Origin of the sequence: Streptococcus sp. Marseille-Q0941, assembly GCF_943736975.1 — a bacterium.
GTDB lineage: Bacteria > Bacillota > Bacilli > Lactobacillales > Streptococcaceae > Streptococcus.
This window is the reverse complement of sequence record NZ_CALSFO010000005.1, coordinates 21122-43415: the sequence shown is the minus strand read 5'-3', so window position 1 is coordinate 43415 and position 22294 is coordinate 21122. Positions and strand designations below refer to the sequence as shown.

Annotated in this window: 16 protein-coding genes and 1 riboswitch; of the genes, 11 read left to right on the top strand and 5 right to left on the bottom strand. The window is 42.0% G+C overall.

All coding sequences use genetic code 11. The features are described from left to right. The first annotated feature begins 74 nt into the window (after positions 1 to 74). Together malQ and glgP are read left to right on the top strand one after the other, a co-directional pair. Positions 75 to 1592 carry a 4-alpha-glucanotransferase gene (gene malQ / locus NGI26_RS06020; RefSeq protein WP_251937582.1) on the top strand — a complete coding sequence of 506 codons (1518 nt, stop codon included), beginning with the start codon at positions 75 to 77 and terminating at the stop codon, positions 1590 to 1592. A 22-nt stretch (positions 1593 to 1614) separates the two neighbouring features. After that, entirely contained in the window at positions 1615 to 3873 is a 2259-nt protein-coding gene (gene glgP / locus NGI26_RS06015) for a glycogen/starch/alpha-glucan family phosphorylase (RefSeq protein WP_251937579.1), read from the top strand. A gap of 67 nt (positions 3874 to 3940) precedes the next feature. Here the strand turns inward: glgP and NGI26_RS06010 are convergent, their stop codons facing one another. After that, on the bottom strand, positions 3941 to 4789 hold the full coding sequence (locus NGI26_RS06010) for a putative RNA methyltransferase (protein ID WP_251937558.1): 849 nt from the start codon (positions 4787 to 4789) through the stop codon (positions 3941 to 3943). Positions 4790 to 4940: 151 nt separating this feature from the next. Between NGI26_RS06010 and NGI26_RS06005 the strand changes: the two genes are divergently transcribed. Both NGI26_RS06005 and NGI26_RS06000 read left to right on the top strand, forming a co-directional pair. Further along, positions 4941 to 5219 carry a DUF6110 family protein gene (locus tag NGI26_RS06005; protein WP_000910903.1) on the top strand — a complete coding sequence of 93 codons (279 nt, stop codon included), beginning with the start codon at positions 4941 to 4943 and terminating at the stop codon, positions 5217 to 5219. A 1-nt stretch (position 5220) separates the two neighbouring features. Continuing rightward, positions 5221 to 7284 carry a heavy metal translocating P-type ATPase gene (locus tag NGI26_RS06000; protein WP_251937555.1) on the top strand — a complete coding sequence of 688 codons (2064 nt, stop codon included), beginning with the start codon at positions 5221 to 5223 and terminating at the stop codon, positions 7282 to 7284. 76 nt (positions 7285 to 7360) lie between these two features. On the opposite strand, the gene tyrS is transcribed toward NGI26_RS06000, so the two are convergent. Beyond that, positions 7361 to 8617, bottom strand: a complete 1257-nt coding sequence (tyrS, locus tag NGI26_RS05995) for a tyrosine--tRNA ligase (RefSeq protein WP_075227902.1) — start codon at positions 8615 to 8617, stop codon at positions 7361 to 7363. A 298-nt stretch (positions 8618 to 8915) separates the two neighbouring features. Between tyrS and mutL the strand changes: the two genes are divergently transcribed. Then, on the top strand, positions 8916 to 10865 hold the full coding sequence (gene mutL, locus NGI26_RS05990; protein ID WP_251937553.1) for a DNA mismatch repair endonuclease MutL: 1950 nt from the start codon (positions 8916 to 8918) through the stop codon (positions 10863 to 10865). A gap of 149 nt (positions 10866 to 11014) precedes the next feature. Here mutL and NGI26_RS05985 read toward each other — a convergent pair whose 3' ends face one another. Next, positions 11015 to 11512, bottom strand: a complete 498-nt coding sequence (locus NGI26_RS05985) for a helix-turn-helix domain-containing protein (protein ID WP_251937818.1) — start codon at positions 11510 to 11512, stop codon at positions 11015 to 11017. Positions 11513 to 11670: 158 nt separating this feature from the next. On the opposite strand from NGI26_RS05985, the gene ruvA reads away from it, so the two are divergent. Genes ruvA through NGI26_RS05970 form a run of 3 tightly spaced genes read left to right on the top strand, consistent with a single transcriptional unit; the run spans position 11671 to position 13502 of the window. Beyond that, the gene (gene ruvA, locus NGI26_RS05980; RefSeq protein WP_251937551.1) at positions 11671 to 12264 is read left to right on the top strand and encodes a Holliday junction branch migration protein RuvA; all 594 of its coding nucleotides are present in this window, start codon (positions 11671 to 11673) and stop codon (positions 12262 to 12264) included. Positions 12265 to 12273: 9 nt separating this feature from the next. Then, positions 12274 to 12837, top strand: coding sequence for a DNA-3-methyladenine glycosylase I (locus NGI26_RS05975; RefSeq protein WP_251937548.1), 564 nt, complete (start codon positions 12274 to 12276; stop codon positions 12835 to 12837). Beyond that, on the top strand, positions 12834 to 13502 hold the full coding sequence (locus NGI26_RS05970; protein ID WP_251937545.1) for a CPBP family intramembrane glutamic endopeptidase: 669 nt from the start codon (positions 12834 to 12836) through the stop codon (positions 13500 to 13502). The genes NGI26_RS05975 and NGI26_RS05970 overlap by 4 nt, the downstream gene beginning before the upstream one ends. A 50-nt stretch (positions 13503 to 13552) precedes the next feature. Here NGI26_RS05970 and NGI26_RS05965 read toward each other — a convergent pair whose 3' ends face one another. Both NGI26_RS05965 and NGI26_RS05960 read right to left on the bottom strand, forming a co-directional pair. After that, complete coding sequence (locus tag NGI26_RS05965; protein ID WP_006146142.1) at positions 13553 to 14227, bottom strand: DUF1129 domain-containing protein; 675 nt, start codon at positions 14225 to 14227, stop codon at positions 13553 to 13555. Between the two features lie 12 nt (positions 14228 to 14239). After that, positions 14240 to 15184, bottom strand: coding sequence for a magnesium transporter CorA family protein (locus NGI26_RS05960; RefSeq protein WP_251937541.1), 945 nt, complete (start codon positions 15182 to 15184; stop codon positions 14240 to 14242). Positions 15185 to 15326: 142 nt separating this feature from the next. Here NGI26_RS05960 and uvrA point away from each other — a divergent pair, with 142 nt between their 5' ends. From uvrA to mgtA, 3 genes are all read left to right on the top strand, one after another. Next, positions 15327 to 18158: an excinuclease ABC subunit UvrA gene (uvrA, locus tag NGI26_RS05955; RefSeq protein WP_251937539.1), complete on the top strand. Its 2832-nt coding sequence runs from the start codon at positions 15327 to 15329 to the stop codon at positions 18156 to 18158. After that, complete coding sequence (locus NGI26_RS05950) at positions 18151 to 19212, top strand: M24 family metallopeptidase (protein WP_251937537.1); 1062 nt, start codon at positions 18151 to 18153, stop codon at positions 19210 to 19212. The genes uvrA and NGI26_RS05950 overlap by 8 nt, the downstream gene beginning before the upstream one ends. Before the next feature lie 55 nt (positions 19213 to 19267). Next, a riboswitch (M-box (ykoK) riboswitch) is annotated at positions 19268 to 19418 on the top strand. 196 nt (positions 19419 to 19614) lie between these two features. Then, positions 19615 to 22275, top strand: a complete 2661-nt coding sequence (gene mgtA / locus NGI26_RS05945) for a magnesium-translocating P-type ATPase (protein ID WP_251937535.1) — start codon at positions 19615 to 19617, stop codon at positions 22273 to 22275. Positions 22276 to 22294: the final 19 nt, after the last annotated feature.

Genomic DNA, 22294 nt, shown 5'->3' with positions numbered 1-22294 from the left:
GTTATACTTAAAGTAGCGCAAACGTTTGCGCATAAATTGAAGTAATTAACAATAAAAACACTTGAGGTGCTATTATGAAAAAACGTCAAAGCGGTGTGTTGATGCACATCTCATCACTTCCAGGAGCTTACGGAATCGGATCATTCGGTCAAAGCGCCTATGATTTCGTTGACTTTTTGGTTCGTACTAAGCAACGCTACTGGCAAATCCTTCCTTTAGGAACAACCAGCTACGGAGATTCTCCTTACCAATCTTTCTCAGCCTTTGCAGGGAATACTCACTTTATCGATCTTGGTATCTTGGTTGAGCAAGGTCTCTTGGAAGCAAGTGATCTTGAAGGTGTGGATTTCGGCAACAACCCAACTGAAGTTGACTACGCTAAAATCTATTATGCACGTCGTCCACTTTTAGAGAAAGCTGTCAAACGTTTCCTTGAAGTTGGAGATGTCAAAGATTTTGAAAAATTTGCTCAGGAAAACCAATCATGGCTTGAACTCTTTGCAGAGTATATGGCTATCAAAGAGCATTTTGACAATCTTGCTTGGACAGAATGGCCAGATGCAGATGCACGTGCTCGTAAAGCCTCAACTCTTGAAAGCTACCGTGAACAATTGGCAGACAAACTTGTTTACCACCGCGTAACGCAATACCTTTTCTTCCAACAATGGTTGAAATTGAAAGCATATGCTAACGAAAACCACATTGAAATCGTCGGAGATATGCCTATCTACGTAGCTGAGGACTCAAGCGATATGTGGGCAAATCCACATCTCTTTAAAACAGATGAAAACGGGAAAGCGACTCATATTGCAGGATGCCCTCCAGATGAGTTCTCTGCAGACGGTCAACTTTGGGGGAATCCAATCTATGACTGGGAAGCGATGGACAAAGATGGTTACAAATGGTGGATTGAACGCTTGCGTGAAAGCTTCAAAATCTACGATATCGTTCGTATTGACCACTTCCGCGGATTTGAGTCTTACTGGGAAATTCCTGCTGGTTCTGAAACAGCAGCACCTGGTAAATGGGTAAAAGGACCTGACTACAAACTCTTTGCAGCGGTTAAAGAAGAACTTGGTGACTTGAACATCATCGCAGAAGACCTTGGATTTATGACTGACGAAGTTATTGAACTTCGTGAGCGTACTGGATTCCCAGGGATGAAGATTCTTCAATTTGCCTTCAATCCTGACGATGAAAGTATCGATAGCCCTCACTTGGCGCCAAATAACTCTGTCATGTATACAGGAACACACGATAATAACACTGTTCTAGGTTGGTACCGTGATGAGATTGATGATCCGACTCGTGAGTACATGGCTCGTTACACGAACCGTAAAGAGTATGAAACAGTACCGCACGCAATGCTTCGCACAGTATTTTCATCCGTTAGCTTCATGGCTATTGCAACTATGCAAGACTTACTTGAATTGGATGGTTCAGCTCGTATGAACTTCCCATCTACTCTTGGCGGAAACTGGTCATGGCGTATGACAGCAGATCAACTGACTCCTGCTGTCGAAGAAACTTTGCTTGACTTGACTACAATTTATCGCAGAATTAATGAAAATTTGGTAGAATTAAAGAAATAAGACATTATCAGGAGACACAAAAATGTTACCATTAAAAGAATTTGTACAAAATCGTTACAATAAATCGATCGCAGAATGTAGTAACGAAGAGCTTTACCTTGCTCTTCTTAACTACAGCAAGCTTGCAAGTAGCCAAAAACCAGTCAACACTGGTAAGAAGAAAGTTTACTACATCTCAGCTGAGTTCTTGATTGGTAAACTCTTGTCTAACAACTTGATTAACCTTGGTCTTTATGACGAAGTTAAGAAAGAACTTGCTGATGCAGGTAAAGAGTTGATCGAAATCGAAGAAGTAGAATTGGAACCATCACTTGGTAATGGTGGTTTGGGACGTTTAGCAGCTTGCTTTATCGACTCAATCGCTACACTTGGTTTGAACGGTGATGGGGTTGGTTTGAACTACCACTTCGGTCTTTTTCAACAAGTTCTTAAAAACAACCAACAAGAAACCATTCCTAACGCTTGGTTGACTGACCAAAACTGGTTGGTTCGTTCAAGCCGTAGCTACCAAGTGCCATTTGCACACTTTACATTGACATCTACCCTTTACGATATCGATGTACCTGGTTACAAAACAGCGACTAAAAACCGCTTGCGTTTGTTTGATTTGGACTCAGTTGACTCTTCAATCATCAAAGATGGTATCAACTTTGACAAGACAGACATCGCTCGCAACTTGACTCTTTTCCTTTACCCAGATGATAGTGACCGTCAAGGTGAATTGCTCCGTATCTTCCAACAATACTTCATGGTTTCAAACGGTGCGCAATTGATCATCGACGAAGCGATCGAAAAAGGAAGCAACTTGCACGACCTTGCTGACTACGCAGTTGTACAAATCAATGATACTCACCCATCAATGGTGATTCCTGAATTGATTCGTCTTTTGACTGAACGTGGTATCGAACTTGATGAAGCAATCTCTATCGTTCGTAGCATGACTGCTTATACCAACCACACAATCCTTGCGGAAGCCCTTGAAAAATGGCCTCTTGAATTCTTGGAAGAAGTGGTTCCTCACTTGGTACCAATCATCAAAGAATTGGATCGCCGTGTTAAAGCAGAATACAAAGACCCAGCTGTTCAAATTATCGATGAGAGCGGACGTGTTCACATGGCTCACATGGATATTCACTATGGATACAGTGTTAACGGGGTAGCAGCACTCCACACTGAAATCTTGAAGAACTCTGAGTTGAAAGCTTTCTACGAGATCTACCCAGAAAAATTCAACAACAAAACAAACGGTATCACATTCCGCCGTTGGCTCATGCATGCCAACCCAAGCTTGTCTCACTACTTGGATGAGATTCTTGGACGCGATTGGCACCACGATGCTTCTAAGTTGGAAGACCTTCTCTCATATGAAGACAAGGCTGCTGTCAAAGAAAAATTGGAAAGCATCAAAGCTCACAACAAACGTAAATTGGCTCGTCACTTGAAAGAACACCAAGGTGTGGAAATCAATACAAACTCTATCTTTGATATCCAAATCAAACGTCTTCACGAGTACAAACGCCAACAAATGAACGCATTGTATGTGATTCACAAATACTTGGACATCAAGGCTGGTAATATCCCTGCTCGTCCAATCACAGTATTCTTTGGTGGTAAAGCAGCTCCTGCCTACACAATCGCCCAAGACATCATCCACTTGATCCTTTGCTTGTCAGAAGTGATTGCGAACGACCCAGCAGTAGCTCCACACTTGCAAGTCGTAATGGTTGAAAACTACAACGTTACTGCAGCAAGCTTCCTCATCCCAGCATGTGACATCTCAGAACAAATCTCACTTGCTTCTAAAGAAGCTTCAGGTACTGGTAACATGAAATTCATGTTGAACGGAGCTTTGACTCTTGGTACTATGGACGGTGCTAACGTGGAAATCGCTGAGTTGGTTGGCGACGAAAACATCTACATCTTCGGTGAAGATTCTGAAACTGTTATCGACCTTTACGCAAAAGAAGCTTACAAATCAAGCGAATTCTATGCACGTGAAGCTATCAAGCCATTGGTTGACTTCATCGTGAGCGACGCTGTTCTTGCAGTAGGTAAGAAAGAACGCTTGGAACGTCTTTACAACGAGTTGATCAACAAAGACTGGTTCATGACTCTTCTTGACTTGGAAGACTACATCAAGGTGAAAGAGCAAATGCTTGCTGACTACGAAGACCGTGACGCATGGTTGGATAAAGTCATCGTTAACATTTCTAAAGCAGGATTCTTCTCATCTGACCGTACAATCGCTCAGTATAACGAAGATATCTGGCACTTGAACTAAGATTCTTTGCACAAGACTATAAAACAACGCATCTTAAAAAGGTGCGTTTTTTCATATTTAAACTAATTTACCGTACTTTCCCAACTAGAATCTCTGCTTCGATGGTAACCTCTGTCAGTTGGCTCCAGTCAATCTTACTTTGATCGACGTGAAAGAGAAGAGGCGTCATGCTGAGCAGGGCTTGGCGTTGCTCCGCTGAGATGGGTTTGGTCAGGGAGGCTATTTGACGAGATTGGATGATGAAGTGTTCCTGGAAATGATCCTTGATATCTTGGTTGGAATAGTCCTTCTTTGTCAGTTGGTCTTGAATCTTTTGACGGATTTCCTTGAGGTGATTTTCAGTTGGGATGACCTTGATCAAGATGCCATTTTTGGATAAAACGCGGCGAAATTCTCCATAATGGGCAGGCGAGAAGATATCAAGCAGGATACCCATGCTGGCGTCTTTTATAGGAAGTCGAGCCAGGTCGCCGACAAACCAATTGACTGCCCAGTTGGCGTCGCTCTTGGCAGCGATTTGGACAGAGTCCTTTGAAATGTCAAAGGCATAGAAGGTTTTATCAGAGTGACTTTCTTGGAGTTTACGAGAGTAGAAGCCTTCGCCACAACCAATATCCAAGACTGTTTTTGCGGATGGTTTAGTCGCTAGTATGTCCGAGATGCCTTTTAAGATATTCTGATAAAACCCAGCTTCTAGGATTTGCTGACGGTTTTGAAAATTTTCCTTGTCGTAGTTGGTGGATTGCTTGATTTGCGGTGCCAGATTGACATAGCCGAATTTTGCCAGATCAAAAGAATGGCGGTTGCTGCACTTGAGGCTAGACTCTACCAAGGCCAGGTTTTCTTGGCAGATAGGGCAGACAAAGGCAGTCGCAGAAGCAAAACGCTGAAGTTTGGGTTTGAGGTTTGTATTCATAGTTTAAGTCTAGCAAAAGAGGCAAGCGAAAGCAAGTATAGGAGTATGTAGATATGAGATTCAATAGAAATAAATCCAATTCTTTAATCCATAGAATGGAATTGCTTTTATATCTAAATTGCTATATAATAATGATAAGGAGGAAACGACTATGTTAAAAGAAGTATTAAGCGTCGCAAAAGTTGCGAAAAAATCATCACTCTTTTTGGGTGGTGTCGCATTTGGTACCCTTGGTTTGAAAATTTTGGCAAGTAAGGAAGCTAAAAAAGGTTATTCTAAAGCTTTGGCTAAGGCTTATAAGTTAAAAGACGAGCTAGATGCATCTGTTTCTGTTGTGAAGCAACATGGAGATGATGTCTTGCAAGATGCCAAATATTTGTACGAGCAAGAGAAAAAAGAAGAGCAATTAGATAGCCTTATAGGGGAATAATATGTCTTTTAAAGTGCTACATAGAGGATACCAACATATCCGACTATCATCTTCTTTTTCACTCACCTTGGATATTCAAGACTATCTTCGTTCCTTGGTGAGAGATGAAAAGGGGATTGAGTCTATCCAGTTTTACATGGATCAACAGCACTTTACTCTACGCATAAAAGAAGGCTTTTCTGTATTAGATAATGCAGAAGCCTTTTTAAAAAGGATTGATAAGGGGAAAGTTTCTGAGTTGATGACTCTTCCCATTCGTAGAGAAGAGAGTGCTTATTCTATTGTTTCGGGTGCAGCGATTAAGCGTATACTTTTTCGTAGTTTTGTGCCGTATCCTATTCGCTATATATGGACTTGTTATCAGGCTTTTGGCTATATTAGAGAAGCTTATCAAACACTAGCGCGTAAGGAACTAACGATGGAGGTCCTGGACTGTTCGGCGATTTTATTGTCCTTGTTTATGAACCAATCCAAGACGGCTAGCAATATCATGTTTATGCTTGATTTGGGGAATCATTTAGATCAGTGGTCCTTGAAAAAAACTGCAACAGATTTAGAACAAAGCCTTCTTGCAAAAGAGAGCGATGTATTTCTAGTACAGGGGGATACGGTCGTTAGCATCAAGAGTTCCGATGTTCAAATAGGAGATGTCTTGGTCCTATCTCAAGGAAATGAAATTCTGTTTGATGGACAAGTAGTTTCAGGTTTAGGTATGGTCAACGAAAGTTCCTTGACGGGAGAGAGTTTTCCAGTTGAAAAAAGAGAGTCTGATTTGGTTTGTGCAAATACAGTATTAGAAACTGGAGAGTTGCGCATTCGTGTAACCGATAATCAGATGAACAGCCGGATTTTACAACTGATTGAGTTAATGAAGAAATCTGAAGAAAACAAGAAAACGAAACAACGCTATTTCATCAAGATGGCGGACAAGGTCGTCAAATATAATTTCTTGGGGGCTGGGCTGACTTACCTATTAACAGGTTCTTTTTCTAAGGCTATTTCTTTTCTATTGGTCGATTTCTCCTGTGCTTTGAAAATCTCTACTCCTGTAGCTTATTTAACAGCTATCAAGGAGGGGTTGAATCGTGAAATGGTGATTAAGGATGGGGATGTTCTGGAGAAATATCTGGAAGTTGATACTTTCTTGTTTGATAAGACAGGAACAATCACAACTAGTTATCCTATAGTTGAAAAGGTGTTACCTTTTGGGGACTATAGTGAGGAAGATATTCTCAGAATCAGTGCCTGTCTTGAGGAACACATTTATCATCCTATCGCTAATGCCATTGTCAAGCAAGCTGAGATAGAGGGAATTGAACATGAGGAAATGCATGGGAAACTCCAATATATTGCAAGCAAGGGAATTAAGTCCCATATCGATGGCCAACTAGTTGTTATTGGTAATTATGTCTTGATGCAGGATGAGCAGATTCATATCAGTTCGGAACAAAATGCTTTAATTGAAGAGTATAAGAGCCACTACAATCTCTTATTCTTAGCATATCAGAACGAATTGATTGGAATGTTCTGCATCCATACTCCTTTGAGAAAAGAAGCAAAAGCAGCCTTGGAGAAACTTAAGGCACAAGGGAAAAAATTGATTCTGGCAACAGGGGATACCCTGGTTAGAACAGAGGAATTAGTCAAAGATTTGCCCTTTGATCAAGTCTATACAGACTTGAAACCTGATGGGAAGTTTGAGTTAGTAGAGAAACTGCAGAAAGCAGGTCACACTATTTTGATGGTTGGAGATGGATTGAATGACTCAGCGGCTCTAACCCTATCAGATATCGGTGTGGTGATGAATGAGAGTGCAGACATTTCTAAGCAGATGAGCGATATCTTATTGTTAGATAATCGCTTGGATTTCTTCCAAGAGTTGGATTCGCTATCATCATCTTTGCAAACACTTATCAAGAAGAATATTCAAGATACCGTTGTCGTAAATAGTAGTTTGATTGGCTTTGGCTTGTTTAATTGGCTCAGTCCTTCAAATCTCTCTATCTTACATAATCTAACAACCTTGCGCATAGTCCTGCGTAGTTTGTCTATTAAGGCTAGATAGATGTGCTTATCAACAACGAAAAGGAGTTACCTTTCTTGAGGTTAACTCCTTTATTTATAGATAAATGTTGAACAGTTTAGTAAGTCAACACAAAGTATTTTTTCTTACCGCGGCGGATAACAGTGAGTTCGTTTTCGAGCTTGTCTGCGTCGCTCAAAACATAGTCAAGGTCTTGGATACGGTCACCGTTGACGTAGATAGCTCCGTTTTGAACGTCTTCACGGGCTTGGCGTTTTGAATTGACCACGCCAGAAGATACAAGGAGTTCCACGATATTGTGGTTTTCGTCTGCTTGTACTTGGTAGTTTGGTACTCCACGAAGTCCTTGTTTGAGTTCTTTGACAGAAAGGTTTTTGATGTTTCCAGCAAAGAGTTGCTCAGTGATGTTAAGGGCTTCTTTGTAGGCTTCTTCTCCGTGAACAAGAGTCACGACTTCACGAGCCAGGACTTTTTGAGCCAAGCGTTCGTGTGGTGCTGCTTCGAATTGTTTGCGGATGTCTTCAATCTCGTCTAATGACAAGAAAGTAAAGATTTTCAAGAAGCGAACAGCGTCAGCGTCCATGACGTTCATCCAGAATTGGTACATTTCGTATGGAGAAGTCTTTTCAGGATTGAGCCAAACTGCGTTTCCTTCTGATTTACCAAATTTCTTACCGGTTGCGTCTGTAATCAGTGGAACAGTAATTACGTGACCAGTCTTGTCAGCTTTACGACGAAGCAACTCCGTACCAGCTGTCATGTTTCCCCATTGGTCAGATCCACCAATTTGCAGGGTAACATTGTGCTCTTGGTTAAGGACGTAGAAGTCATATCCTTGCATGATTTGGTAAGCGAACTCAGTGTAAGAAATCCCTGTTTCAATCCGTTTCTTCACAGACTCCTTGCTCATCATGTAGTTGACAGTGAAGTATTTTCCGATATCACGGAGGAAGTCAATGAAGCTGATGCTGCCAAACCAGTCGTAGTTGTTGACCATGACAGCTTTATTTTCCCCATTTTCAAAGTCAAGAAAACGAGAAAGTTGCCCTTGGATAGACTTGACCCAGCCATCTACTGTGTCTTTTGTTTGGAGACTACGCTCAGCATCTTTGAAGGACGGATCTCCAATGAGACCTGTAGCACCGCCAACGAGCGCATAAGGTTTGTGACCTGCTAATTGCAAACGACGACTTGTCAAGATTGCGACAAGGTGACCGAGGTGAAGGCTGTCAGCAGTTGGATCGTAGCCAGTATAATAAGAAACTTGACCTTCTTCTAGGGCTTTACGCAAAGCTTCTTCATCAGTCGTTTGAAAAATCAAACCACGCTCTTTTAGCTCATCAAAAATGTGCATGTGTCTTTTCTCCTTTATAAAATATTGTTTCTACCTATTGTACCACAAAGTCAGGAAATAGCCTAGTATCTTAGGGGAGAAAGTTGCTGCTTGGACTTTTTTGGAAACGAGTAAAATATGGTATAATAGCACTAGCTTATACTCAATGAAAATCAAAGAGCAAACTAGGAAGCTAGCCGCAGGTTGCTCAAAACACCGTTTTGAGGTTGCAGATGGAAGCTGACGTGGTTTGAAGAGATTTTTGAAGAGTATTATTTTCAGAGAAATAGATAAAAATAGTTAAGAAAGGGGCTGAAAGATGTCTCATATTATTGAATTGCCAGAAGTTTTAGCCAATCAAATCGCGGCAGGAGAGGTTATCGAACGCCCTGCCAGTGTTGTCAAAGAGTTGGTTGAAAATGCCATTGATGCTGGCTCTAGCCAGATTATCGTTGAGATTGAAGAAGCTGGGCTTAAGAAAATCCAAATTACAGATAATGGACACGGGATTGCCCATGACGAGGTAGAGTTGGCCCTGCGTCGTCATGCGACAAGTAAGATAAAAAATCAAGCAGACCTCTTTCGAATTCGGACACTTGGTTTTCGTGGTGAGGCTCTACCTTCTATTGCATCTGTCAGTGTCTTAACTCTGTTGACTGCGGTGGAAGGTGCCAGCCATGGGACCAAGTTAGTAGCTCGTGGGGGTCAAATCGAAGAAATTACTCCAGCGACCAGTCCTGTTGGGACCAAGGTTTGTGTGGAAGACCTCTTTTTCAACACACCTGCCCGTCTCAAGTATATGAAGAGCCAGCAGGCAGAGTTGTCCCACATCATTGATATTGTCAACCGTCTGGGGCTGGCTCATCCGGAGATTTCCTTTAGTTTGATTAGCGATGGCAAGGAGATGACACGAACAGCTGGTACGGGTCAACTGCGCCAGGCTATTGCTGGGATTTATGGTTTAGCCAGTGCCAAAAAGATGATTGAAATTGAGAACTCTGACCTTGATTTTGAAATTTCAGGTTTTGTCTCATTGCCTGAATTGACACGGGCTAATCGCAACTATATCAGCCTTTTTATCAATGGCCGTTACATTAAAAACTTCCTACTCAATCGTGCTATTTTAGATGGCTACGGCAGCAAGCTTATGGTGGGACGTTTTCCGCTGGCTGTTATTCATATCCATATTGACCCTTACTTAGCCGATGTCAATGTGCACCCAACCAAGCAAGAGGTCCGAATTTCCAAGGAAAGAGAGCTGATGGCGCTGGTTTCAGAAGCTATCGCAAAGAGTCTCAAAGAGCAGACCTTGATTCCAGATGCCTTGGAAAATCTGGCAAAATCTACTGTTCGCAATCGTGAAAAAGTAGAGCAAACCACTTTGCCACTGATAGAAAACACCCTTTATTATGAAAAAACGGAGCCGACAAGACCGACTCAAGCTGAGGTAGCAGACCATCAGGTGAATCTGGCTGAAGAAAGACAGGATTTGAGCCTGTTTGCCAAGGAAACCTTGGACCAGATGACCAAGCCGGCCAAACTGCATTTTGCAGAAAGAAAGCCAACCAACTACGACCAACTAGATCATCCAGAGTTAGACTTAGCTAGTTTGGATAAGGCTTATGACAAGCTAGAGCGAGAAGAATCTTCAAGCTTCCCAGAGTTGGAATTTTTCGGACAAATGCACGGGACCTATCTCTTTGCCCAAGGTCGAGATGGCCTTTACATCATAGACCAGCATGCGGCTCAGGAACGGGTCAAATATGAGGAATACCGTGAGAGCATTGGCAATGTTGACCAGAGCCAGCAACAACTCCTAGTGCCCTATATTTTTGAATTCCCTGCAGATGATGCCCTTCGTCTCAAAGAAAGAATGTATCTTTTAGAGGAAGTTGGCGTCTTTCTAGCAGAGTACGGGGAAAATCAATTTATCCTGCGTGAACATCCGATTTGGATGGCAGAAGAAGAGATTGAGTCTGGAATCTATGAGATATGCGACATGCTCCTCTTGACCAAGGAAGTTTCTATCAAGAAATATCGAGCAGAGCTAGCCATCATGATGTCCTGCAAGCGGTCTATCAAGGCTAACCATCGTATAGATGACCACTCAGCTAGACAGCTTCTCTACCAACTCTCTCAATGTGACAACCCCTACAACTGTCCACACGGACGTCCTGTTTTGGTGCACTTCACCAAGTCGGACATGGAAAAGATGTTCCGTCGCATTCAGGAAAATCATACTAGCCTCCGAGAGTTGGGGAAATATTAAGAATACAAAAGCCTTTGTTCCGTTTAGAACAAGGCTTTTTAGTTTTTCTAAGGTGGAATCTTGATTGGACATGGTCAACTTGACATGAGGTTTACACTTGCTTGACAAGACTGGTTCTAAAAAATGTTGCGAAAACTGAATTAGGTGATTCAAGGTTTTGTAGAGTCGTCTTTGTCTGAAGGATTCTCAAGACAAATTATCTTATCAAGATAACGCTGCTTAGTTTTGAGAGCCTTATTGATAGCAATTGCAGAAGCGATTAAGAGAACGAAGGTTAGCCAGATCCAAGCGGTGAATTCGGCTGGAAAACTAGAACCAGCTAAAAAGAGATAGATGGCCAAAGCCAATACGAAAATATAAATCACTTGCCAGAGACCAAAGGATTTAACTTCTTTATAGTATTTGTCCTTGTCTTCCTCCAAAATCACTGCTGTGGAACCTTTTTCAGAGTTTTCATCCACTAGTAGATAGTCAGTTGTCACTTGAAAAATCTTGCTTAATTCAATGATTTTTTCGATTTCAGGAAGGACTTGTCCAGACTCCCATTTGGAGATGCTTTGCCGAGAAACATTGATTTGTTCAGCTAGCTTTTCCTGGGACCAACCTTTTTCCTTTCTGAGCTCAAATAGTTTTTCTGCGAGTTTCATCATTCTATCCTCCTTTTTCTACTTCTATCCTAACAATTTTTACTTATAATGAGAATACAATCTCCTGTACTATTTGTCAACCAGAGGTTGCACCTTTTGTTGCAGTCTGTCTTGGGGAAATATGGTATACTAGATAGGCAAAATAATGGAGAAAAATTATGTACGAATATCTTAAAGGAATCATTACCAAAATCACTGCTAAATATATCGTTCTTGAGGCAAATGGTATCGGTTATATCCTGCATGTAGCCAATCCTTATGCTTACTCAGGTAAGGTTAATCAAGAAACTCAGATTTATGTGCATCAAGTCATTCGTGAGGATGCCCATCTACTTTATGGCTTTCGCTCAGAAGATGAGAAGAAGCTCTTTCTCAGTCTGATTTCGGTCTCAGGTATTGGACCTGTATCAGCTCTTGCTATTATTGCTGCCGATGACAATGCTGGCTTGGTTCAAGCCATCGAGACTAAGAATATCACCTACTTGACCAAGTTTCCGAAGATTGGTAAGAAAACAGCCCAACAGATGATATTGGATCTAGAAGGCAAGGTAGTCGTGGCTAGTGATGATCTTCCTGCTAAAGTGGCAGTACAAGCCAGTGCTGAAAACCAAGAACTGGAAGAAGCTATGGAAGCCATGTTGGCACTGGGCTACAAGGCAACCGAGCTCAAGAAAATCAAGAAATTCTTTGAAGGAACTTCAGATACTGCTGAAAACTATATCAAGTCTGCTCTGAAGATGTTGGTCAAATAGGAGATTTATATGACAAAACGCTGTGGTTGGGTTAAAATGAACAACCCGTTATATGTAGCCTACCATGATGAAGAGTGGGGGCAACCTCTCCATGATGACCAGGCTCTTTTTGAGTTGCTCTGTATGGAGACTTATCAGGCAGGCCTGTCTTGGGAAACGGTGCTCAATAAACGCCAAGCCTTCCGAGAAGTCTTTCATGGCTATCAAATTCAAGCGGTCGCAGACATGACCGACTCTGAATTGGAAGCTTTGATAAACAATCCGGCTATCATCCGAAATCGAGCTAAGATTTTTGCGACACGTGCAAACGCCCAAGCCTTTCTACAAGTCCAGGCAGAGTTTGGTTCTTTTGATGCCTATCTCTGGTCTTTTGTTGAGGGGGAAACCATCGTCAATGATGTGCCTGACTACAGCCAGGCGCCTGCCAAAACAGCTCTATCTGAGAAATTATCCAAAGATCTCAAAAAACGAGGCTTTAAGTTCACTGGGCCAGTTGCGGTCTTGTCTTTTCTACAGGCTGCAGGTCTGGTTGATGACCACGAGAATGATTGTGAATGGAAGGGGCTTAAATGATGTCTAACAAAAATAAGGGAATTCTAATTTTTGCGATACTCTATATAGTTCTTTTTGTGCTTGATGGCGTTAAATGGCTGGCTTCTTTGATGCCATCTGCCATTGCAAATTATCTAGTTTATGTCATATTAGCTCTATATGGCTCTTTCTTGTTCAAGGATAAATTAATCCAACAATGGAATGAGATCAGAAAAACTAAATTAAAATTCTTCTTTGGAGCTTTAAAAGGCTGGCTCTTTCTCATTTTGATGACTGTTTTCTTTGGCTTTATATCAGGAATGTTGAGACAGTTTTTAGAACTGGACGGACAAGGCCTAAATCAGTCTAATATTCAAAGCACCTTTCAAGAGCAACCATTACTGATAGCGATTTTCGCCTGTATCATTGGACCTTTGGTGGAAGAACTCTTTTTCCGTCAGCTCTTATTGCATTACTTGCAGAAACGGTTGCCAGGTTTACTAAGCATTATTCTGGTAGGACTTGTCTTTGCCCTGACTCATATGCATAATTTAAGCTTGTCAGAGTGGATTGGTGCAGTCGGATACCTAGGTGGTGGGCTTGCCTTTTCTATTATTTATGTGAAAGAAAAGGAGAATATTTACTATCCCTTACTGATTCATATGTTAGGCAATAGCCTCGCCTTGATCAATGTAGCCCTGTCTTAATGTCATACATAAAAAAGCAACCGCTCGATGTGGTTGCTTTTGATTCTATCTTAATATCTAGCTGGTCCTGCACTTGCGCTCTTGATGTTGAAACGTTTTTTGAGGTAGAAACGTAGGGCAAGGAGAGCTCCTCCAATGACCAACAAAACAAGAGGTGGTAAGCTGATGTTGATGGCTTGTGGAAGGAAGTTACTCAAGAAGAGGATGAAGACCCAGGCAAACATGGTTGCTAACATAACCAAGAGTGATTTCCAGAATGGTGGGCGTTGACTGCGATCAGTATCTGGTCCGTAGTAGCGGTAGATGAAGTGATAGAGAAGGTAGAAGGCAACTCCACCAAAGGCCCCTACACTGATAAGTGTTACCAAGCCGTAAGCTACTGGCTGGTTTGAGAAGAAGCTCATCAAGGCACTCACTACTGCAAACAATCCTGTGATGAAAAGGGCTGAATCCAACATCATCAATTTTGGATCATCATTTTCCTTTGGATGTTCTTTTTCGTATTGTTCTTTTTCGCTGAAGCTGTGAGCCCAGTGAGTTGGCGCTCCGTAGATAGAGCGGGCAGTCACTCCTTTTGGTTGTTCTTCGAGGATATGAGGAATGACTTCTTCAAGGATAGCCTTGATTTCAGCATCTGTTTTTCCGTCCTTGAGAAATTGCTGGGTTGCAATATGGATAAATTCCTGGTTTTTCTTTGTTAATTCTTTTAAATCAATCTGTGACATAATAACTCCTGTTTAGAACCATTTTTTATGGATGAGATAGAGAGTGAGAGAAACACTCAGAGCGAAGGCGATAAAGACGATGAGCCAGAAAGCGTTTGGTTCCCCGTTTAGAGGGATTTCATTGTCTTTAAAGTTCATACCGTAAGCCGAGAAGATCATGGTTGGGATAGACATAACGATGGTCACAAGGGCCAAGGTTTTCATGATATTATTCTGGTTGTTTGAAATGATTGATGCAAAGGTATCTGTCATTGAGTGCAAGATATTTCCATAAATGTCTGCCATCTCGATGGCCTGTTGGGTTTCAATCAAGGTATCTTCCAGCAGGTCTTCGTCCTCAAGGTATTTTTTAATATTACTAGTTGCGCTGGTCAACTTTTTAATCACGCGCTCATTTGTCTTAAGAGAGGCTTTAAAGTAGACGATGGTCTTTTCCAACTCCATGAGTTCAATCAGTTCTTCATTTCGAGTAGATTGATGTAGTTGGCTTTCAATCTGGTCACTCTTACGTTCAATTGAACGAAGGGCTGTCAGGTATATTTCAGCGTTTCGGTATAGGATTTGAAAGATAAAGCGAGAACGCATAAAGGTGTAGAAATTCCGAAGTCTACGGTTGATGAAGATATCTAGAAGCGGTAGAGATTCCAAACAAGTGGTAATAATGGCCTCTTCTGTGATGATAATCCCTAAGGGGATAGTCACATAGTAGGTGCGATTATTTCTCTCTTCAGTAATGGGAACGTCCACGATGATCAGAGTGTATTCATCTTCAATCGTGATACGAGACATTTCTTCCGCATCGAGTGGTGCACGGAGGTCCGCGATATCAATATCAAATGCAGAAGCAATTTCCATCGATTCGCTTTGGGTAGGATTGACGAGATTGATCCAAGTGCCCGGCTGGAGCGTATCGATCTCTTTGAATTCAGTTGTTGTTGAGAGAAAGACTTGTTTCATATCTCCTATCCTTTCCTAATCTATTCTGTGTTTAAGTGATTTTTAGCACCGTACTATTATACTACAAATTCGGCTTTTTTGGTAATAGAATTTCACTTTTTTTGGTATAATGGAAAGCAACAATGGACTAGAAAGAAGTAACATGCAAGATAAGATTGTCATCTATGGGGCACGCGCCCATAATTTAAAAAATATTGATGTGGAAATTCCACGTGACAAACTAGTTGTGGTGACGGGGCTATCGGGTTCGGGCAAGTCTAGTCTTGCCTTTGATACCCTTTATGCAGAAGGGCAACGTCGCTATGTAGAGAGTCTATCAGCCTACGCTCGTCAGTTCTTAGGGAATATGGAGAAACCAGATGTGGACTCTATCGATGGTCTTAGCCCTGCCATTTCTATTGACCAGAAAACGACTAGTAAAAACCCTCGCTCAACGGTTGGTACTACGACTGAAATCAACGACTACCTACGTCTCCTTTATGCTCGTGTAGGAATACCCTACTGTATCAATGGACATGGGGCTATCAAGGCTTCGTCTGTAGAGCAGATTGTAGACAAGGTTTTGGAATTGCCGGAGCGTCAGCGTCTGCAGATTTTGGCTCCTGTCATTCGTAAGAAAAAAGGGCAACATAAGACTCTGATTGAAAAAATTCAAAAGGATGGTTACGTCCGTGCCCGTGTAGATGGAGTTGTTTACGATGTGACCGAAGTTCCTGAACTTGAAAAAAATAAGCAACATAATATCGATGTGGTGGTAGACCGTATCATCATCAAGGAAGGTATCCGTAGTCGTCTCTTTGATTCCATTGAAGCAGCCCTTCGTATCGCAGAAGGTTATGTAGTTATCGATACCATGGATGATTCAGAGATGCTCTTTTCAGAACACTATGCCTGTCCAGTCTGCGGCTTTACCGTTCCAGAACTAGAACCTCGTCTTTTCTCCTTCAATGCTCCGTTTGGTTCTTGTAGTGAGTGTGATGGTTTGGGGATCAAGCTAGAGGTTGATACGGACTTAGTCGTACCAGATGCTAGCAAGACTCTTCGTGAGGGAGCTTTAGCGCCTTGGAACCCCATCTCTTCTAACTATTATCCAAATATGCTAGAACAAGCCATGACAGCCTTTGGAGTGGATATGGATACTCCTTTTGAGGACTTGTCAGAGGCGGATAAACATCTCATTTTCTATGGTTCAGATGGGAAAGAATTCCATTTCCACTACGAAAATGAATTCGGCGGAGTTCGTGACATCGACATTCCTTTTGAAGGTGTTATAGGGAATATCAAGCGTCGCTATCATGAAACCAATAGCGACTATACCCGCACACAGATGCGCCTTTATATGAATGAGCTAACCTGTGGTACTTGTCACGGTTATCGTCTTAATGACCAGGCCTTATCTGTTCGAGTAGGAGGAGAAAAAGGACTCCATATCGGAGAAGTTTCAGACCTCTCTATCGCAGACCATTTGGAGGTTATTGATCAACTAAGCCTATCTGAAAATGAAGCTATCATCGCTCGTCCGATTCTTAAGGAAATCAAGGATCGCTTGACCTTCCTCAATAATGTCGGTCTTAACTATTTAACGTTATCCCGTTCTGCAGGAACATTATCAGGTGGGGAGAGCCAACGTATTCGCTTGGCAACCCAGATTGGTTCCAATCTCTCAGGAGTCCTCTATATCTTAGATGAGCCGTCTATCGGTCTTCACCAGAGGGACAATGACCGTTTGATTGCCAGTCTGAAAAAGATGCGTGATTTGGGAAACACTCTCATCGTGGTAGAACACGATGAAGACACCATGCGTGAGGCGGATTATTTGATTGACGTTGGCCCTGGTGCCGGGATCTTTGGTGGAGAGATTGTAGCAGCAGGAACGCCTAAGCAGGTAGCTCGCAACAGTAAATCCATTACAGGGCAATATCTGTCAGGGAAACGTGCGATTCCAGTGCCGTCAGAGCGTCGCGTTGGAAATGGTCGTTTTATCGAAGTGACAGGTGCGAGTGAGAACAACTTGCAAAATATCACTGCTCGCTTTCCATTAGGGAAATTCATTGCAGTAACGGGTGTTTCTGGTTCAGGGAAGTCGACCCTCATTAATAGCATCCTCAAAAAAGCCATTGCTCAAAAGCTTAATCGCAATTCAGACAAGCCTGGAAAGTTTAAGACTATCTCAGGGATTGAGCATATCGATCGTCTGATTGATATTGACCAGAGTCCTATTGGAAGAACACCAAGGTCCAATCCTGCAACCTATACAGGTGTCTTTGATGACATTCGAGACCTCTTTGCTCAGACAAATGAAGCCAAGATTCGAGGTTACAAAAAAGGTCGTTTCAGCTTCAATGTTAAGGGTGGTCGCTGTGAGGCCTGCTCGGGTGACGGTATTATCAAGATTGAAATGCACTTCTTGCCAGATGTTTACGTAGCTTGTGAGGTCTGTCATGGAACCCGCTACAATAGTGAAACGCTTGAAGTTCATTATAAGGAAAAGAATATCTCGCAAGTCTTGGATATGACCGTCAACGATGCGGTAGAATTTTTCAAACACATTCCAAAAATTCAACGCAAACTCCAGACTATCAAAGATGTTGGTCTAGGCTATGTGACCTTGGGGCAACCAGCTACCACCCTTTCTGGAGGAGAAGCGCAGCGTATGAAGCTGGCTAGCGAGCTCCATAAGCGCTCGACCGGTAAATCCTTCTACATTCTAGATGAACCGACAACTGGTCTTCATACCGAGGATATCGCGCGTCTACTGAAGGTCTTGTCTCGCTTTGTCGATGATGGCAATACAGTTCTCGTGATTGAGCACAATCTGGATGTCATCAAAACAGCAGACCATATCATCGATTTAGGTCCAGAAGGTGGTGTTGGTGGTGGTACCATCATTGCAACAGGAACTCCAGAGGAAGTAGCTGCTAATGAAGCTAGCTATACAGGACAGTATTTGAAAGGAAAGTTACATCATGAATAAACGTGTGCAAGCATTTCTCGATAAAATGCAAGAAAAAGAATTAGAAGGAATCATTATCAACAACCTTAAAAATATCTACTATTTGACAGGATTTTGGGGTTCAAATGGAACAGTCTTTATCAGTCGTGACCGTCAGGTCTTGGTGACAGATGCCCGCTATATCATCGCTGCTAAGCAGGAAGTTACTGGTTTTGAGATTTTTGCAGACCGCGATGAGTTGGCTGCTATTGTAAAGATTGCAAAAGACATGGGCCTTTCACGGATTGGTTTTGAAGATGAAATTTCGGTTTCTTATTACCACCGTATGCAGGCTGCCTTTGCGGGAATAGACTTGTTGCCACAGACTCAGTTTGTTGAATCTCTTCGTATGATTAAGGATGAAAAGGAGATCGCGACCATTCGCAAGGCTTGTTCCATCTCAGACCAGGCTTTCCGTGATGCGCTTGACTTTATCAAGCCAGGTAAGACAGAAATTGAAATTGCCAACTTCCTAGACTTCCGTATGCGTGAGTTGGGAGCGTCAGGCTTATCTTTTGATACCATTCTAGCAAGTGGTATCAACTCTTCCAAACCCCACGCTCATCCTATGCATAAGCCAGTAGAGCTTGGAGAAGCCATTACCATGGACTTCGGCTGTCTCTACGACCACTATGTCAGTGATATGACACGGACCATCTACCTAGGTCATGTCAGTGATGAACAAGCAGAAATCTACAACACAGTTTTGAAGGCTAATCAAGCATTGATTGACCAAGCCAAGGCGGGGCTAGGTTTCCGTGACTTTGACAAAATCCCTCGTGATATTATCGTGGAAGCGGGCTATGGAGAATACTTTACACACGGTATCGGACACGGTATCGGACTTGATATTCACGAAGAACCTTACTTTAGCCAAACTTCTACTGATACGATTAAGGCAGGAATGACCTTGACAGACGAGCCAGGTATCTATATCGAAGGCAAATATGGAGTCCGTATTGAAGATGATATCCTCATTACAGAGACAGGTTGCGAATTATTGACTCTAGCTCCAAAAGAATTGATTGTTATCTAAGAAAAATGAGATAAATCGTTGACTTTTATATTTTAAAGGTTTATACTGAAAGGCGAAAACGGTAGGTGAGGCTACCATAGGGATACGGATGACTACCGCAAAGCAGTGGAGACACTACTCGTTGGTCAACAGTCCTGGTCGCGAAGGCCAAGACTAAGCTCATTACATCGCCCTATGGAGTTAAAGCTTGAACGAAAAACAGATAATTAGTTTTTTAATCCTGCCATTTTTATGGTAGGATTTTCTGCTGTTTTAAGAAAAAGAAAGGAGAAAAACGATGCAAATTGACGATCATCCAGAACCGCACATACACAGCCAATCGCTGATTTGTGTCGTTCTGCCCTTATAAAGTGATTGGTCTCTGTGTATGAAACACATCATTCATACAGATAGGAGAAACCAATGAAAACTACAAAAGAAAGATTAGCAGCAGCTATTCACACACCTTTAAAAGAAACTCTATCTTTTTATAAGACAAGTCTAACAGGCTTGACTGAGGAGCAGGTGGAGGCAAATCGTGACCTATATGGCGAAAACACCATCACCAAGGGTCAAGAGGATTCAATCTTTAAAAAGATTTATGAGTCCATTATCAATCCTTTCACAATTATTTTGCTTGTGATTGCCTTCATTTCTCTCGTTACAAATGTCTGGCTTGCCAAGCCTGATCAAGAGGATCCAACGACATCTATCATTATCGTTGTCTTGGTCTTGATTTCAGGAGGTATCCGTTTTGTCCAAGAGTTGCGAAGTGATAAGGCAACAACCAACCTTTCAAAAATGATTGTCAATACGGCAACTGTCATTCGTGAGGGTCTTGAACAAGAGTTATCAATCGATGAGTTGGTTGTGGGAGACCTAGTTAAATTAAGTGCAGGAGACATGATTCCAGCAGATGTCATCTTATTTGAATCACGCGATTTTTTCGTTCAACAGTCAGGTTTGACAGGAGAAAGTGATGCAGTCGAAAAGCTTGCTTTAAATAAAGCGCCCCGTCAAAATGTAGAGAGTCTTTTAGAAGCAGAATCTTTGGCATTCATGGGGACAAACGTTATCTCAGGAAGTGCGACAGCTATGGTTCTAGCGGTTGGTGATGACACTATGATGGGAGCCATTGAGCAGACTCTCAACACCTATGATGAACCCACTTCTTTCGAGCGTGAGATGAACAGTATTTCTTGGCTCTTGATTCGCCTGATGCTTGTCATGGTTCCAATTGTGTTTTTCGCAAATGGATTGACCGATGGAGACTGGCTAGAGGCTGGAGTATTTGCCTTGAGCGTTGGTGTTGGACTGACACCCGAAATGCTTCCAATGATTATCACAGCCAGCTTGGCCAAAGGTTCCATTATCATGGCTAAGGAAAAGGTCGTCATCAAAAAACTCAATGCTATCCAAGACTTAGGAGCAATCGATATCCTTTGTACGGATAAAACAGGGACTTTAACTCAGGACGAAATTGTGTTGGAATATCCTTTGGATATCCATGGAGATTTGGATATGGCTGTCTTAAGAAGAGCTTATCTAAATTCACATTTCCAAACAGGTTTGAAAAACTTGATGGACCGTGCCATTATCAGTAGAACTGAAAAAGAAGCCAAAGAGTATCCTATTCTACAAAATCTAGATACCAATTTCCAAAAAATCGACGAACTTCCTTTTGACTTTGAACGTAGACGGATGAGCGTCATTGTAAAAGATGATGAAGGTACCGTTAGTATGGTTACCAAAGGTGCTTTGGAAGAAATGTTGACCATTTCGACATATGTGGAATATCGTGGAGAAATCATTCCCCTAACCGAAGACATTCGCCAAGAAGTGTTGGCAGAAGTTGCTCAACTAAACCGTCAAGGTTTGCGTGTATTAGGTGTTGGCTACAAATCAGGTCTACGAGAAGATTATGCCTATGCAGTGACTGATGAAAGTGATATGATCCTGACCGGTTATCTTGCCTTCTTGGACCCACCAAAGCCTTCAGCAGCACCTGCAATCAAGGCTTTACTCGAACATGGTGTTAAGACCAAAATTTTGACGGGGGATAATGAAAAAGTAACACAAGCCATCTGTGAAAAAGTAGGCCTAGATGTTGAGGAAATTCTCCTGGGGGCTGATATCGATCAGATGTCAGATGAGCAGTTGGCAGAAGCTGTAGAAAAAGTAACGGTATTTGCAAAATTATCTCCTGATCAAAAGGCTCGCATTATTTTACAATTAAAAAATAATGGACATGGTGTCGGATATATGGGAGATGGTATCAATGATGCTCCTTCCATGAAGGTTGCAGATGTGGGTATTTCTGTTGATACTGCAGTCGATATTGCCAAGGAAACAGCGGATGTTATTTTGCTAGATAAGGATCTCATGGTTCTTGAAACGGGTATTGTTGAGGGTCGTAAGGTCTACGCCAACATGACCAAGTACATTAAGATGACAGTTGGTTCAAACTTTGGGAATATCTTCTCCCTTTTGGTTGCAAGTATCTTCCTGCCATTTCTACCAATGTCTCCTGTTCATCTAATTGTCCTAAACTTAGTTTATGATTTATCCTGTGTGGCTTTGCCGTTTGATAATGTGGATCAAGACTTCCTAAAACAACCCCATACATGGGAAGCGAAATCCATTACCCGATTTATGGTTTGGATGGGTCCAATTTCATCTGTCTTTGATATTTTGACCTTTATCTTCCTCTACTTTGTCATTGTTCCATTGGTGACAGGACATGGTTATGTTCATGGGTCTGAATCAGCCCTTCAGTTTATTATCTTCTTCCAAACAGGATGGTTCATCGAATCGATGTGGTCTCAAACCATGGTTATCCATATGCTTCGTACAGCAAAAGTTCCTTTTGTACAGAGCAGACCAGCTTGGCTCGTGATTTTGATGACTTTAGTTGCTGCTTTTTTTGTAACTAGTCTACCTTATGGACCGCTAGTACATATCCTTCGTTTAGCTCCATTGGGACTGCCTTACTTCTTATTCTTAATCTGTATTATTTTCTTGTACATGTTTAGTGTCACCCTTATTAAGAATTTTTACATTAAGAAGTATAAAGAATGGTTATAGTTCGGTTTTTGTCAAGAAA

What these genes read in the sequence shown, in the direction of transcription:
- malQ (WP_251937582.1), top strand. Translation starts at nt 75, where the DNA reads ATGAAAAAACGTCAAAGCGGTGTGTTGATGCACATCTCATCACTTCCA.
- glgP (WP_251937579.1), top strand. Translation starts at nt 1,615, where the DNA reads ATGTTACCATTAAAAGAATTTGTACAAAATCGTTACAATAAATCGATC.
- NGI26_RS06010 (WP_251937558.1), bottom strand. Translation starts at nt 4,789, where the DNA reads ATGAATACAAACCTCAAACCCAAACTTCAGCGTTTTGCTTCTGCGACT.
- NGI26_RS06005 (WP_000910903.1), top strand. Translation starts at nt 4,941, where the DNA reads ATGTTAAAAGAAGTATTAAGCGTCGCAAAAGTTGCGAAAAAATCATCA.
- NGI26_RS06000 (WP_251937555.1), top strand. Translation starts at nt 5,221, where the DNA reads ATGTCTTTTAAAGTGCTACATAGAGGATACCAACATATCCGACTATCA.
- tyrS (WP_075227902.1), bottom strand. Translation starts at nt 8,617, where the DNA reads ATGCACATTTTTGATGAGCTAAAAGAGCGTGGTTTGATTTTTCAAACG.
- mutL (WP_251937553.1), top strand. Translation starts at nt 8,916, where the DNA reads ATGTCTCATATTATTGAATTGCCAGAAGTTTTAGCCAATCAAATCGCG.
- NGI26_RS05985 (WP_251937818.1), bottom strand. Translation starts at nt 11,512, where the DNA reads ATGAAACTCGCAGAAAAACTATTTGAGCTCAGAAAGGAAAAAGGTTGG.
- ruvA (WP_251937551.1), top strand. Translation starts at nt 11,671, where the DNA reads ATGTACGAATATCTTAAAGGAATCATTACCAAAATCACTGCTAAATAT.
- NGI26_RS05975 (WP_251937548.1), top strand. Translation starts at nt 12,274, where the DNA reads ATGACAAAACGCTGTGGTTGGGTTAAAATGAACAACCCGTTATATGTA.
- NGI26_RS05970 (WP_251937545.1), top strand. Translation starts at nt 12,834, where the DNA reads ATGATGTCTAACAAAAATAAGGGAATTCTAATTTTTGCGATACTCTAT.
- NGI26_RS05965 (WP_006146142.1), bottom strand. Translation starts at nt 14,227, where the DNA reads ATGTCACAGATTGATTTAAAAGAATTAACAAAGAAAAACCAGGAATTT.
- NGI26_RS05960 (WP_251937541.1), bottom strand. Translation starts at nt 15,184, where the DNA reads ATGAAACAAGTCTTTCTCTCAACAACAACTGAATTCAAAGAGATCGAT.
- uvrA (WP_251937539.1), top strand. Translation starts at nt 15,327, where the DNA reads ATGCAAGATAAGATTGTCATCTATGGGGCACGCGCCCATAATTTAAAA.
- NGI26_RS05950 (WP_251937537.1), top strand. Translation starts at nt 18,151, where the DNA reads ATGAATAAACGTGTGCAAGCATTTCTCGATAAAATGCAAGAAAAAGAA.
- mgtA (WP_251937535.1), top strand. Translation starts at nt 19,615, where the DNA reads ATGAAAACTACAAAAGAAAGATTAGCAGCAGCTATTCACACACCTTTA.